Source organism: Corynebacterium sp. c25Ua_89 (genome assembly GCF_047459735.1).
GTDB lineage: Bacteria > Actinomycetota > Actinomycetes > Mycobacteriales > Mycobacteriaceae > Corynebacterium > Corynebacterium simulans.
This window is the reverse complement of the sequence record NZ_JASBOD010000001.1, coordinates 320,902-334,602: the sequence shown is the minus strand read 5'-3', so window position 1 is coordinate 334,602 and position 13,701 is coordinate 320,902. Positions and strand designations below refer to the sequence as shown.

Sequence of the window (13,701 nt, the reverse complement as noted above, 5' to 3'; positions counted from 1 at the left end):
TCCTGCTCTCGGTAGTATCTTCCAGCAATTACTTAATCATTTCTGTCGTTTCGGCCTGACTTAAGCCATCTTGGCACGCAGGCGGGCAATCTTGCCTGCCGTGGAGCCGTCGATAACTTCGTCGCCGACGCGGATGGTCATACCACCGAGGAGGCTGGTGTCAACCTCAGAGTGAATGGACATCGCACGACCATAAATTTTGCCCAGCTTCTCAGCGAGTGCTGCACGCTGGCTATCATTCAGCTCACCCGCGGTGGTAACACGAGCAATGGTGCGACCCTGCAGCTTAGCTGCGTAGTCGGCCAGTGCCGCGACATCATCGATCGGGTTCTGCTCAGGGCGGCCGATGGCCTGGAGCGCGAGCGCCTCAGAGAACATCGTTACCTTGCCGTAGAGCACGCTTGCCAGCAATCCGCGCTTACGTGCGGACGTAGCAGTTCGGTCGGAAAGCAGCTGGGTCAGCTCTGCCTCGTTCTTCAGGATGCTAGACAGGCGGAAGAGCTCGTCTTCTACCTGGCCCAGCTGGCCCTGAGCCTCAGCACCGCGCAGAAGAGCGCGGCGGCCGAGAGACACGAGACCCTTGACGAAGTCACGGGAGGTGGACCACTGCTCGGCAGCAGAAGCTTCGATCACCTGGGTGGCGACCGGAGCAATCTTTGCACCGAAGAGGTTCTGCACCAGTGACTTGCGGTTTGCAGCCGGAACGGCGGCGTCGGTTAGCGCGACGCGCAGTTCGCGGTCAGCATCAAGGACATCAACGACCTCGAAAAGGTCGAGACCTGCCTGTGCCGCCGTCGCAATCGCATCGTCCTGCGCCAGAATCTGATCCAGCTGGGACTCTACGTGTGCGAGGGCTTCGCGGCTAGCTGCCTTCATAGTTGCCTACTTTCCGGCCGGTGCCACAGAATCGAGCTCGGACAGGAAGTTGTCAATCGTGGAGGACTGCTTGGTTGCGGAAGAAAGTTCGCCGCCCAGCAGCTTCTCAGCCAAGTTGATGGAGTTCTGTCCGATATCGGAACGCAGCTCAGAGATGACCTGTGCACGGGAAGCTTCCAGCTGCTTCTCGCCAGAGGCGACAATGCGGCGGGATTCTTCCTCAGCCTGGGTCTTAGCTTCAGCCTCGATCTGCTTGCCGCGCTCGCGCGCCTGCTCGCGGATCTCTGCAGCTTCTGCACGTGCGTCAGCAAGCTGTGCGTTGTACTTCTCGAGAGCAGCCTTAGCTTCAGCCTGCTGAGCCTCAGCACGCTTCATGCCGCCCTCGATGCGGTCCTCGCGCTCCTGGAGCATCTTGTTGTATGCCGGAAGAACGAACTTCCAGAACAAAATCAAGATGACAACGAAACAGATCAAAGACCAGAAAATGTCATAGTTCTTGGGCAGAAGAACGGAGAAGCTGCCGGAACCCGGGTTCTCCTCCCCCGCCGCAAGCGTATAAAAGACGTTGTTCATGTGGTCTCCAGTCTTAAAAGGTTGGTTTAGGAAAACGCGAACTTTTTAGAACAGGAAGCCTGCAACGAGGCCGATAAGTGCAAGAGCCTCGGTGAAGGCGATACCCAGGAACATGGTGGTACGCAACTGGCCGGCCATTTCAGGCTGGCGTGCCATAGCCTCAACGGTCTTGCCGGCAACGATGCCGATACCGATACCAGGGCCGATTGCGGCGAGGCCGTAGCCAACAGCCTTCAGGCTGTCGAGGTTAGCGGCAGCATCCTGTGCAAGAATGATTTCGTTCATGGTGAAAGTCGTTCCCTTTCGTATGTCCTGCCCGCAGGTTTACGGACAGGGAGATAGTTTCTGTGAAGTTGAGATTATTCTCGGTCGCGCTCGTCGACCTCGTCCTTAGTGCGAATCCGCGTGCAGGGACAGTTCGATGTACACCGCCGTCAAAAGCGCGAAGATGTAGGCCTGCAGGAAGATGACCAGGAGCTCGAACAGGCTGAAAGCCAGTCCCAGAACAATGGTCAAACCGGACAGTGCCGTCCAACCGTTCAGCTGCCAGAAGAAGAAGTTCGAAGCAGAGAAGAGAAGGACCAGAATGATGTGTCCTGCCAAGAAGTTCGCCATGAGACGAATGGCGAGGGTAACTGGTCGCAGAATGAAGGTCGAGAAGAACTCGATCGGCACAACGAGCAAGTGCAAAGCCGGCGGCAGGTTAGGAATAACCACCGAGGACTTGATGAACTTGCCGAAGCCATAGCGCTTTGCGCCGGCGTAAATCATTGCGATGTACGACACGACTGCAAGGACGATAGGCATGCCGATACGACCATTCGGCGAGATGTTGAGTCCCGGGATGATGGTCGGCACATTCATAAACAGGACTGCGAAGAAGATCGTCGCGATTACCGGAAGGAATCGCTTGGCCTCCTTAGTACCCAAAATATCTTCGGCGATGTGGATACGGACGAAATCGACCGCATTCTCGCCGACGTTCTGCAGACCCTTCGGAACCAGCTTCGGGTTCTTGAAAGCCAGCATGAAAAGAACCACCAATACCAGCGTCATCAAGATGCGCACCAGCATTAGGCGATCAAGCGCGAACCATCCGTCGGCAAAGTCGCCGAAGAACAGATGGTCAGCATCTACTTGCCCCGGGAAGAATTCTTCACCCAGATCAGGCGCGTGGAAGTGCCCTTTCATGGCCAATGTTGTAACGCTCAGCGTTCTCTCCCGTGTTAGGGCCGCCGCAAAATAACTTTGCGGACGGTGCGATGGACGTCTCAAGCTCTCTGCCACGACTTCGGACTCCGTCGCACATCTTCGAAGAAGTGACAGGGATTGACCGCGCGGGATCCAATGCAAAAATCTCGGTCCCGTGGTAACCCGCGAGAAATAATATCAGTTCAGGGCCTCATTCACGTGTACCAGGGTAGGCACGGGTTGGCACCCGTAGCTCGCGGGCGATTTTTTGGCTGAAATAGCGCCCATGACTAGGCAAAAGCCCCCGTATGGCCTTTGTCACAAACGGTTTTTGTACACCACCTCGGGGGTGGAATTAACACCCTTTCCACATCTTCCCCCAAGGAAATTAAGACTAAAGGGCTCGTGTTATATCCCCGCCGCCCTTTTTCAGGGTGGCTAATGCACATAAGAGACGCGGGCACTGACGACGCCCCAGGCCTCGGTACCCAGCGTTGCGATAAGGGCCAGAACTACGGTGACAAAGAGCGCCATCTTATCGTAGAAGTCCATGTCGCGAATGACCGCGAGGATGACAATCAGCACCAGCAATTTGATGAGCCAGCTACCCATAACGACGATGATCGTGTTGGTGGGGCTAGTCTTCGATGCGGCAAGCACGGAAAGAACCGTCAGCAGGACAAAACCGCCGCCGATGCCGGCACCGACAAGCACTCCCCAAATCCCCGGCATTCCACGCATGCCACCCCACACAGCGAGCGAGATAATCGTGATGGCCACCAGCGCAATCGAGCCGAAGCGCAGTGCACGCTTGAGCGGCAAAACTGGGTCGTCAAAGTCATCCACGTTGTTTAATGCCGCGTTCGTCATCGGATCAGTCATAGGCCAAAAGCCTACCGCACTACGACAGCCCGAGACTCCTAGGCGGGATCGGTATGCGCCACCACCGTGGTAGCCCGGTTACTTGGGCCAAGCTTGCCCCGGCGCAGAGGAATGAGCGTGACGCCGAATGCCACCCCCAGCGCGATGGCGGTAAGGGCGACGGCAACGGGCCACGGGACGATGGAAAAGGACACCGCGCCGAAGGCTACCGCTGAGACCCACAGGTATAGCACCAAGACGGTGCGGCGGTGGGTATGGCCGAGTGAAAGCAGGCGGTGATGAATGTGCGCCTTATCGGCAGAAAAGGGCGATCGGCCCTGCGAAAGGCGGCGAATAACCGCCCAGACAAGGTCCAAGACTGGAATAAACACAGCTGCGGCGACCACAATGAAAGGCGATGCGAGCGCCACCATGTCAACGGTGCCATACAGCGACATGTTGATCTTGCCGGAAGCAGAGGTGGAAGCTGCGGCCAACAGGAGACCGATGAGCATCGATCCACTGTCGCCCATAAAGATGCGCGAAGGCTCAAAGTTGTGCGGCAGGAAGCCCGCACAGATACCGACCAACGCAGCAGAGATGATCGCCGGCGGATAGGCAGAGACTGCCCCACCCTGGTCATGCAGAACCGTGATGGAAAAGATCAAGATGGCACCACCTGCAATTAGCCCTAAGCCAGCGGCGAGACCATCAAGACCGTCCACAAAGTTCATTGCGTTAATGAGCAGCACCGTAAAGAAGGTTGTCAAGAGTGTGCCCTGGATTTGATCGAGCAACACCGTAGTTCCGCCGTCGATTGGAATAAACAGAAGCGTCCAGGTAAGGCCAAGGCCGCTCATGATTCCAGCGGCGAGCAATTGGCCGACCAACTTCACCATCGCACCCAGTTCGAGGGCGTCGTCGATGACGCCCACGAGCACGATGGCTAGCGCCGCCCAGACCACGGCATTCATCTCAGGGGTCACTGGCATGAAACCGCGAGTCAAGGCTGGAAGCTGGGCGGCTAGGAACACTGAGGTACCGAAACCGGTAAACATTGCCACGCCACCCATCTGCGGGGTGGGCTGGGAATGCGAATCGCGCAGGCGAATCTCTGCCACCCGCCCAGTGCGGACGAGGAAGCTACGTACCAAGCCCGTGGCAAGGTAGGTAAAGGTCGCTGCAACCAAAATGACAAGCGCTAGCTCGCGCAGCGGTACACCGGTGCCACTCACACAATCTCCTTTTGTTTAGGCAGTGGGGCGAGTGCGCAGCGACTCGGCGCTCACGCCAATGACCTCGGCGATTTCTTCGGCAGAAAGCGCGCCCTCACGCAGCAGGTATGGGTGCTCAGCGGACAAATCGATGATGGTGGAAGGCTTGCCAACGGCAGTCTCGCCACCGTCCAAGTAAACGGTAACGGCTTTACCAAGCTGCTGCTTTGCGGCCAGCGCGGTGGTCGGTGGCTGATGCCCGGAAATATTCGCGGAGGACACAGCCATCGGTCCAACCTCACGCAGAAGCTCGATGGCAATGGGATGCAGCGGCATGCGCAACATAACCGTGCCGCGGGTATCTCCCAAGTTCCATGGCAAGGAAGGCGCCTGCGGGACCACGATGGAAAGGCCACCGGGCCAAAAGGCCTCGACGAGTGCTCGCGCAGTATCGGTGTACTCCGCGACGAGACCGCGGATGGTGTCCCAGGACCCCACGAGGACCGGAACGGGCATATCAGGGCCACGCTGCTTGGTTGCAAGGAGGCTGGCCACAGCGTCGTTGTCGAAGGCGTCGCAGCCGAGGCCGTACAACGTGTCAGTAGGCATCACGACGAGGCGGCCAGACTTTGCTGCTTTGACCGCGATGGCTAGGCCTTCTTCACGCTCTGCCTTATCGGCACAGTTATAAATCTTTCCTTGCATTCTTTCCTCACTTCGTGTGTTCAGACCAACCTACTGTACTCCCGTAGGAGTGGCGGTCGCACTTTTAATAGCAGTTACAAAACGCGCGGTACCTGTTAGGTCTCGCAGCACTGCGACAGCGTGGAATCGCCCAGAATTCAGCAACGCAACTTGCACAGCCTCGCTCGTGGCATCGTCGTGCTCGATGCCTACTTTCCCGCCGGGACGCAGTAACTTCGCAATGCGAGGCACGAGACAGTCGATGACCTCCATGCCATCGGCGCCGCCGAAGACCGCCATGTGCGGGTCGCGGTAGACCTCGGGCTCTAGGTCCGGTGTCTCCGGAACATAAGGCGGATTCGTGAGCACGAGATCCACGGTGCCGTCGAGTTCGGCCAGAAGCGAGAAGTCTGTTGCATCGCCGTGGACCAGATGCACGTCTTGGGCAAGATTGCTGCGGGCAAAAGGCAGCGCATCTTCAGAAAGCTCGACCGCGAATACATCCGCGTCCGGCCGCTCATTCTTTACATAGGCGGCCAGTGCCCCGCTGCCGGTGCACAGATCAACAACGCGAGGCTTGGCGACGTCGCGAAGCACCCGCACTCCCCAATCCGCCAGGACTTCCGTTTCTGGGCGTGGAATAAACACGCCCGGGCCTACCTTGAGCTCGAGCGGGCCAAACCAGGCCGTGCCCAGAATGTGCTGCAGCGGCTCGCGGGCCTCACGGCGTGCGACCCAGCCCTCATAGGCGATGGCAAAGCCGGGAATCGGTTGGGCATCCAGTGGGATGTCCATATGCCCACAACCAATGAGCTCGGAGGCAAGCACTCGTGCGTCCCACTCCGGGCTAGGTACTCCAGATGCGCGAAAGCGCTCCGCGGCATCGCGAAGCGCCATTGCGTAGGTATCCACCTCTAGTCTTCCGCCTCCAAGCGCTCGGCGCGCTCTTGAGCCTGTAAAGCGGTGATCAGATCCTGCATATCGCCGTTGAGAACGGAATCCAGGTTATTCGCCTTGTAGCCGATGCGGTGATCAGTGATGCGGTTTTCCGGCCAGTTATAGGTGCGGATACGCTCGGAGCGGTCCAAGGTGCGCACCTGGGATGCACGTTGCTCCCCTGCCTCAGCCTCACGGGCTTCGCGCTCGATCTGATCCAGGCGTGCCTGCAGCACCTGCAGTGCGCGGGCCTTGTTCTGAATCTGGGAACGTTCCTTCTGGCAGGTGACCACCAGGCCAGTCGGCAGGTGGGTAATGCGTACTGCGGAGTCAGTGGTGTTAACGCCCTGGCCGCCCTTACCGGACGAGCGGTAGACGTCGATGCGCAGGTCCTTTTCGTCGATGTTGACGGATTCGACCTCATCCGGCTCCGGGTAAACCAACACGCCGGCAGCTGAGGTCTGGATGCGGCCCTGAGACTCGGTCACCGGAACGCGCTGGACGCGGTGGACGCCGCCCTCGAACTTGAATACGGACCAAGCGCCGTCGCGAGACGGGGTCTTGGACTTAAACGAGATGGACATGTCCTTCACGCCGCCCAAGTCGGACTCGTTGAGGCCCAAGACCTCCCACTGGAAACCAGCTTTGTCGGCATAACGCTCGTACATTCGCGCGAGATCGCCTGCGAACAATGCGGCCTCCTCGCCGCCGGCACCAGCCTTGATCTCCATAATGATGTCTTCGGAGTCGTGCTCGTCACGCGGAGCGAGTAGGTCAGCGAGCTTTTCCTCCAGTTCAACGACGAGCGGCTCGAGGCGGTCGACTTCGTCCTGGAAGTCATGGTCCTCGTAGGCCATTTCCTTGGCATCTTCGAGGTCCTGACGAGCCTGCTCTAGCTCATTGTTGACCGCGACGATTGGACGCAGCTCGGCATAGCGCTTAGACAGCTTACGGAACATCGTCTGATCGCCAGCGACCTCAGGATCGCCCATCTGCATCTCGATGCCCTGGTACTCGGAGACAATGTCGTCTACGAGGGAAACTTGATTAGCCATTAGATGTAATCCTCAGCTTCCTTGTCAGCGACCATCGGCGCCGAGCTTGCCACCTGCATCAAGAACTCGCCGTTGGAGCGGGTCTTCTTCAGCTGCTTGATGAGCAAGTCGATAGCGGCGAAGGAATCCAAACCAGAAAGGATGCGACGCAGCTTGGTCATGATGCGCGCTTCCTCCGGAACGAGCAGCAGCTCGTCCTTGCGGGTTCCGGATGGGTTAACGTCCACGGCCGGGAAGATGCGACGCTCGGAAATGGCGCGGTCGAGCTTGAGCTCGGCGTTGCCGGTGCCCTTGAACTCCTCGAAGATGACCGTGTCACCGGTGGAGCCGGTCTCCACCATCGCGGTGGCGATGATGGTAAGGGAACCGCCGTTTTCGATATTGCGGGCAGCACCCAGGAAGCGCTTCGGTGGGTAGAGCGCATTGGAATCCACACCACCGGAGAGGATGCGGCCGGATGCTGGGGAGGAGTTGTTGTAAGCACGGCCCAGGCGGGTAATCGAGTCCAAGAGAACCACGACGTCCTTGCCCTGCTCCACCAAGCGCTTCGCGCGCTCGATGGCCAACTCGGCAACGGAGGTGTGCTCTGATGGCGGGCGGTCGAAGGTAGAGGCAATGACCTCACCCTTGACACTGCGCTGCATGTCGGTGACCTCTTCTGGGCGCTCGTCTACTAGGACGACCATGAGGTAGCACTCTGGGTTATTTGCGGAAATCGCGTTGGCGATGTTCTGCAAAATGGTGGTCTTACCGGCCTTCGGCGGGGAAACAATCAGCGCACGCTGGCCCTTGCCGATAGGCATGATGAGGTCGATAACGCGGGTGGTCAGGATCTTCGGATCCGTTTCCAGGCGCAGACGCTGGTTCGGGTACAGCGGGGTCAGCTTGGAGAAGTGAGGACGGTCCTGTGCCGCTGATGGCTCCATGCCGTTTACCGTGTCAACCTGCACCAACTGGTTGTACTTGCGGCGATTACGGCCATTGCCGTGGGTATGAGTTGGGCCAGAGACCTTGACCTGGCCGGTCACGGCGTCGCCAGAGCGCAGGCCCAAGCGCCGGACCAAGTTGTTGTTGACAAAGACGTCAGAGCTTGCCGCGCGGTAACCAGTGGTGCGCAAGAAAGCCACGTTGTTGTCGACGACCTCGAGGATGCCGCCTACTGCCTGGACTTCATCGCCCTCGCGGATCTGGAGATCGTTGCCGCCACCGTTGTTGTCATTACCACCGCGGTTGCGGCGGTTGCGGCGGTTGCGGCGGTTGCGGCGGCCGCCACCGTTGTTGTCATCGTCATCATGGCGGCGGTTGCGGTTGCCGCGGTTGCGCTCACCGTTATCACGGTTGTCACGGTTGTCACGGTTATTGTTATCGCGATTGTCGTTAGAGTTCTCGGAATCCTTGTTTGATTCCTTGTTCGACTCCCTGTTCGACTCCTTAGCCTCTTCCTTAGCGCCCTCCTGCTTTGCCTCGGCGTTCTCGCGCTCCTGGCGGCGGGCGCGGTTGCGGCGGGCACGGCGAGCCTGGGAGCGCGACTCGTAGCGCTGCTCCTCGTTCTTCTCACCCTTTTCTTGGGCCTTTTCTTGAGCCTTGTCTTCGCCACTATCCTTGGCGTTATCCTCAGCCTTTGCCGGCTTCTCTTCAGCAGGCTTACGTGTGCGGCGCTGTCGCTTTTCCGCCTTTTCCGCCTTCGCAGGTACCTGGCCAGTGCTCAGGGCGGTGATCAGATCGCCCTTGCGCAGACCCGAGATGCCGCGCAGGCCGCGCTCTGCAGCCAGCTTGCGCAGTTCCGGCAGCTTCATGGATGCGTAATCCTGTGCTGCGGCTTTGTCCGTATTGCTCACGGATATCCTTTCGTCGCTTCACCAGCGTCTAAATGCTTTTCGCCTGCAGTCCGGCTTAAGCGCTGGAAGCCAATCTGTATTTTTATGGTGCATGCCGCCACAAGCGGGAAGCCGCGGGCGGTGAGATATCTAGGCCTCTCCTCTGGGAAAAGGAATGTCACGGAGGAGAATTGATAGAAGGCGACTGCGAGCGAGAAAAAGAAACGCTCTGCGGCGCTTCTGCAATACTCGGTTACGCGGGAGCTTTCCTAAAATTCGGGCTAGACCGCGTCAGTCACGAGCCACTATACCGTATTAGCATCCCGCGCCGGAAGTGACACCGCTAAAGTAGGACTCATGCTTTCTACCATGCAGGATATCCCCCTGTCCCTGACCCGCATCCTGGAATACGGATCGACGGTGCATGGGCAGACGCAGGTGACCACGTGGCGCAACCATAGCGAGCCGGAAACCACCGACTTCGCCGCCATCGGCGCACGCGCGGCCGCATTCGCGCACGCATTGCATGATGAGTTGGGCATTACTGGGGACCAGCGCGTGGCATCTTTCATGTGGAACTGTGCTGAACACCTAGAGGTCATGTTCGCCAGTGCCTGCAAGGGTGCTATTTTCACCCCGCTAAACAAGCAGTTAATGAATGATCAGATTCGCCACATCATTAACCACTCCGAAGCGGAAATTGTAGTTGCCGATCCGCGCTTAAAAGATCAGCTGGCTAAGGTCTTAAACGGCGTAAAAACCGTGCGTGCGGTGGTTCTCATTGGTCTAACCGATCCCGCCGACTACCTGGGCAAGTTTGGCGCTGGCATCGAGGTCTATTCCTATGAGGCGCTACTCGACGGCCGCCCTACCGAGTACAACTGGCCTGAGCTAGACGAGCGGACGTCGGCCGCCTTGTGCTATTCCACCGGCACCACTGGCGCGCCCAAAGGCGTGGTCTATTCCCACCGCGCGCTCTACCTGGAGAGCATGCAGTTGCGCGCCTCCGATTCGCTGTGCGTTACCCACGGCGAGACCTTCCTGTGCTGCATCCCGATTTATCACGTGCTCAGCTGGGGCGTTCCCTTTGCCGCCTTTATGACGGGCACGCCACTAGTGCTTCCCGACGCCGACGTATCGGCACCGACGCTTGCTAGCATCATCGCCGCCACCTCGCCCCGCGTGGCGCATGGCGTACCCACCATTTGGATTCAGCTTTTCGCGCACTATCTCAAAAATCCCCCAAACCGTATGACGCTGACCGAGATCTTCGCCGGCGGCTCCCCCGTCCCGCCGCAGCTGATCAAAATGTGGGAGGAGCGCTACGGCGTCGACGTCGTGCACGTGTGGGGCATGGTGGAAACCACAACGGTGGGCACGGTGGCCCGCCCGCCCCAGGGTGCTGATGGCGATACCCGCTGGGCATACCGCATATCCCAAGGACGCTTCCCGGCCTCCTTGCAATACCGTGTGGTCAATGACGGCGTCGTCGTGCCCAAGTCCGACCGCAATGCCGGCGAGATCCAGGTCCGCGGCAACCTCGTTACCGGCTCCTACTACCACTCGCCCACTTCTGAACCGGGCGGTAGTGCCGACGAGTTCCGCGGCAAGCAAGTCGAGGATGCCGAATCCAAATTCACCGCGGATGGCTGGCTGCGCACTGGCGACGTCGGCTCGGTAACGGAAGACGGCTTCTTGACCGTCGAAGACCGCGCCCGCGACGTCATCCGCTCTGGCGGCGAGTGGATCTATTCCGTCCAGCTCGAAAACCTCATCATGGCTAACCCCGTCGTCGTGGAAGCCGCCGTCATCGGTTATCCGGATAAACAGTGGGTGGAACGCCCTCTGGCGGTAACGGTGTTGGCGCCAGGGTTTTCTCCGACAATCGAAACCGCCGAGCGCATCCGCGAGGGTATGCGCAAGGAGCTGCCTTCGTGGATGCTGCCGGAGTACTGGACCTTCGTAAAGCACATCGACAAAACCTCGGTGGGCAAGTTCGATAAGAAGGACCTGCGTTCACACTTGGCTGAAGGCGAATACAACATCATTCGGCTGAAAGGCCCCGGCGAGTCGCAGCGCCTAGATGACTTGCCGCAGCATTTCCCGCCCCGTGATTAGCCCCCCCCCGGATTAAACGCGAATATTTCCGGGTTAATATGGATAAGACCGCTCTCCTTATAGACTAGGACGACAATGACTTATCCGCTTCTAGACAAATACGGCCGCAGGGCCCGCGACCTGCGCGTTTCGCTTACTGATCGCTGCAATCTCCGCTGCACGTATTGCATGCCGGCCGAAGGGCTCGAGTGGTTTCCCACCGCAGAAACCTTGAGCGATGAGGAAACGATCCGCCTTATCCGCATCGGCGTCGAAAAGCTAGGCATCCGCCAGGTACGTTTCACCGGCGGCGAACCGCTCCTGCGCAAATCTTTGGAGAAGATTGTCGCTGCTACTAAGCAATTGCGCACCGACGAAGGTAAATCACCGTCTACCGCACTGACCACGAACGGCTTGGGCCTCGACCGGCGTATCGATGGATTGGTGGAAGCAGGCCTCGACCGCGTGAACATCTCGCTCGATACCACCGACCGCGAGCTTTATGCCCGGCTAACCCGGCGCGACCGCATCCAGGATGTCTTCACAGCCATCGAAGCCGCGGCGCGCGCCGGGCTGCACCCGGTCAAGGTCAACGCGGTAGTGATGCCGGGCATTAACGAGGATTCTATTATCCCGCTGGCGGAATACTGCATTGAACAAGGCGCACAGCTGCGTTTTATCGAGCAGATGCCGCTGGGCCCCCGCGATAAGTGGCGGCGCGAGGATATGGTGACCGCGGACGATATCTTGGCCCACCTTGGCGAGTCCTTCGAGCTCTCCCCCGCTGATGAGCCGCGCGGCTCTGCCCCGGCATCACTGTGGAATGCATATCGCGGAGGCCGCAAGATAGGACAAATCGGTGTCATCGCCTCAGTCACCCGCTCCTTCTGTGGTTCCTGCGATCGCACGCGCCTGACAACTGACGGCGCGGTGCGCAATTGCCTATTCGGTAATTCGGAGACCTCTCTTCGCGACCTCATGCGCGCGGGCGCCAGCGATGAAGAGCTCATGGAGGCATGGGCCGCAGAAATGTGGGCGAAGCTGCCCGGCCACGGCGTGAATGACGAGGGTTTCTTGCAGCCGGATCGCTTGATGGCAGCAATCGGTGGCTAAAGGCTAAGGAACTAGGTTGAAAAGCATGCGCACCCCACAAGAACACTTCGAGGCGATAATGTCTCACGCCCGGCCGGTGCCGGTAGAGGTATTTCCGGAAGCCCAGCCAGTCAACGAGACACTTCTGGGCCGCGTTATTGCAGAAGACGTCGCTGCGCGCCTAGCGGTGCCGCCTTTTAGCAACTCTGCGATGGATGGTTTCTTGGTACACCTAAAGGATCTGGTTGAGCTGCCTGCGCGTTTGCCCGTCGCAGGCGACGTTCCGGCGGGCCAAGCACCCAAGGAGGTGCCAGCGGGCAAGGCGGTGCGCATCATGACCGGCGCGCCGGTTCCGGAGGACAACGATGGCCTAGTCGTAGTCCCGGTGGAGTTGACCGATATTCCAGCCGGCCCACACGAGCTGCCGAGTGAGGTCACCATCAACGAGACGCCAAGGCGCACGCACATCCGCCCTAAGGGAGAAAACGTTCGGGAGGGCGCGACCATCGCCAAGCCGGGTACCGTGGTCGATGCCGGCCTTATTGCCGCGCTGATTTCGGCTGGCATCACGCATGTTCGCGTCTACCGCCCCGTTCTCGTAGGCGTGGTCTCCTCCGGCGACGAACTGGTCGAGGGCTCGAGCCTCGAGCCGGGCCAGTTGCCCGATTCGAATGGGCCGATGATCGAGTCGCTGATTCGCTCCACCATCCCGCATGCGGTGGTAACGCACATGCGCTCTTCCGACTCCCCGGAGCAGCTGCGCGAGACGATTGAGCAGCTGTTTTATTCCCACGAGGTTGTAATCACGACGGGCGGTGTTTCCGCCGGTGCCTTCGACGTCACGCAGACCGCGCTTCAGGCCGCAGAGGACTGTGAGGCTTGGTTCGGCGGGGTCAAGCAAAAGCCGGGCACGCCGCAAGGTTTTTCCCTCTATGGAGGTTTGCCAGTTATCTCCCTGCCGGGCAATCCCGTAGCGGCGTTTGTTTCCTACCACCTTTATGTTTCGCCTTTCCTCGAGGCCTTGAGCGGGCGCCCTGCCCGCACGAAGGTCTGCAGCGGACGCACCATCGTCGCGCGCGCCGGGGAGGCCTTCCCCATAGCGCACAAGCACGGCACGGCATTTGTGCCCACGCGCTTGGAGTTCGGCGAGGCCGTCGTGGCGTACCCCTTTGCCAGCGGGTTGAGCAGCCACTTTGTGGCCTCGCTCCACGGCACGTGCGGCCTGGTTGAGGTGACCTCCGAAATTCAGGCTGGCGATGAAGTCCGCGTGGTTGTCTATTAATTCTCGATTAGGACTTAATTAGA

Annotated in this window: 13 protein-coding genes; 3 read left to right on the top strand and 10 right to left on the bottom strand. The window is 59.4% G+C overall.

Translation table 11 applies throughout. The features are described from left to right. Positions 1–60: 60 nt before the first annotated feature. From QKB66_RS01570 to rho, 10 genes are all read right to left on the bottom strand, one after another. Positions 61–876, bottom strand: a complete 816-nt coding sequence (locus QKB66_RS01570) for a F0F1 ATP synthase subunit delta (protein ID WP_062035312.1) — start codon at positions 874–876, stop codon at positions 61–63. Between the two features lie 6 nt (positions 877–882). Next, complete coding sequence (locus QKB66_RS01565; protein ID WP_061921968.1) at positions 883–1,449, bottom strand: F0F1 ATP synthase subunit B; 567 nt, start codon at positions 1,447–1,449, stop codon at positions 883–885. Positions 1,450–1,494: 45 nt separating this feature from the next. Further along, positions 1,495–1,734, bottom strand: coding sequence for an ATP synthase F0 subunit C (locus QKB66_RS01560; RefSeq protein ID WP_005532052.1), 240 nt, complete (start codon positions 1,732–1,734; stop codon positions 1,495–1,497). A 105-nt stretch (positions 1,735–1,839) separates the two neighbouring features. After that, positions 1,840–2,640, bottom strand: coding sequence for a F0F1 ATP synthase subunit A (atpB, locus tag QKB66_RS01555; protein WP_414252532.1), 801 nt, complete (start codon positions 2,638–2,640; stop codon positions 1,840–1,842). Positions 2,641–3,078: 438 nt separating this feature from the next. Then, a complete protein-coding gene (locus QKB66_RS01550) occupies positions 3,079–3,522 on the bottom strand; it encodes a hypothetical protein (RefSeq protein WP_311517983.1) in 444 nt (147 codons plus the stop codon). A gap of 38 nt (positions 3,523–3,560) precedes the next feature. Beyond that, positions 3,561–4,736, bottom strand: coding sequence for an MraY family glycosyltransferase (locus QKB66_RS01545; protein ID WP_414252531.1), 1,176 nt, complete (start codon positions 4,734–4,736; stop codon positions 3,561–3,563). A gap of 15 nt (positions 4,737–4,751) precedes the next feature. Beyond that, positions 4,752–5,420 (bottom strand): L-threonylcarbamoyladenylate synthase, encoded by a 669-nt coding sequence (locus QKB66_RS01540; RefSeq protein WP_248090633.1) that lies wholly within the window; start codon positions 5,418–5,420, stop codon positions 4,752–4,754. Positions 5,421–5,450: 30 nt separating this feature from the next. Continuing rightward, positions 5,451–6,296 carry a peptide chain release factor N(5)-glutamine methyltransferase gene (prmC, locus tag QKB66_RS01535; protein WP_414252638.1) on the bottom strand — a complete coding sequence of 282 codons (846 nt, stop codon included), beginning with the start codon at positions 6,294–6,296 and terminating at the stop codon, positions 5,451–5,453. A 17-nt stretch (positions 6,297–6,313) separates the two neighbouring features. Continuing rightward, positions 6,314–7,390 carry a peptide chain release factor 1 gene (gene prfA / locus QKB66_RS01530; protein WP_061921954.1) on the bottom strand — a complete coding sequence of 359 codons (1,077 nt, stop codon included), beginning with the start codon at positions 7,388–7,390 and terminating at the stop codon, positions 6,314–6,316. After that, positions 7,390–9,228 (bottom strand): transcription termination factor Rho, encoded by a 1,839-nt coding sequence (gene rho, locus QKB66_RS01525; protein ID WP_414252530.1) that lies wholly within the window; start codon positions 9,226–9,228, stop codon positions 7,390–7,392. The genes prfA and rho overlap by 1 nt, the downstream gene beginning before the upstream one ends. Positions 9,229–9,564: 336 nt before the next feature. Between rho and QKB66_RS01520 the strand changes: the two genes are divergently transcribed. From QKB66_RS01520 to QKB66_RS01510, 3 genes are all read left to right on the top strand, one after another. Further along, positions 9,565–11,325 carry a long-chain fatty-acid--CoA ligase gene (locus QKB66_RS01520; RefSeq protein ID WP_070498320.1) on the top strand — a complete coding sequence of 587 codons (1,761 nt, stop codon included), beginning with the start codon at positions 9,565–9,567 and terminating at the stop codon, positions 11,323–11,325. Between the two features lie 75 nt (positions 11,326–11,400). Continuing rightward, entirely contained in the window at positions 11,401–12,417 is a 1,017-nt protein-coding gene (moaA, locus tag QKB66_RS01515; protein WP_248090639.1) for a GTP 3',8-cyclase MoaA, read from the top strand. A gap of 25 nt (positions 12,418–12,442) precedes the next feature. Further along, positions 12,443–13,678, top strand: coding sequence for a molybdopterin molybdotransferase MoeA (locus tag QKB66_RS01510; protein WP_070498317.1), 1,236 nt, complete (start codon positions 12,443–12,445; stop codon positions 13,676–13,678). Positions 13,679–13,701: the final 23 nt, after the last annotated feature.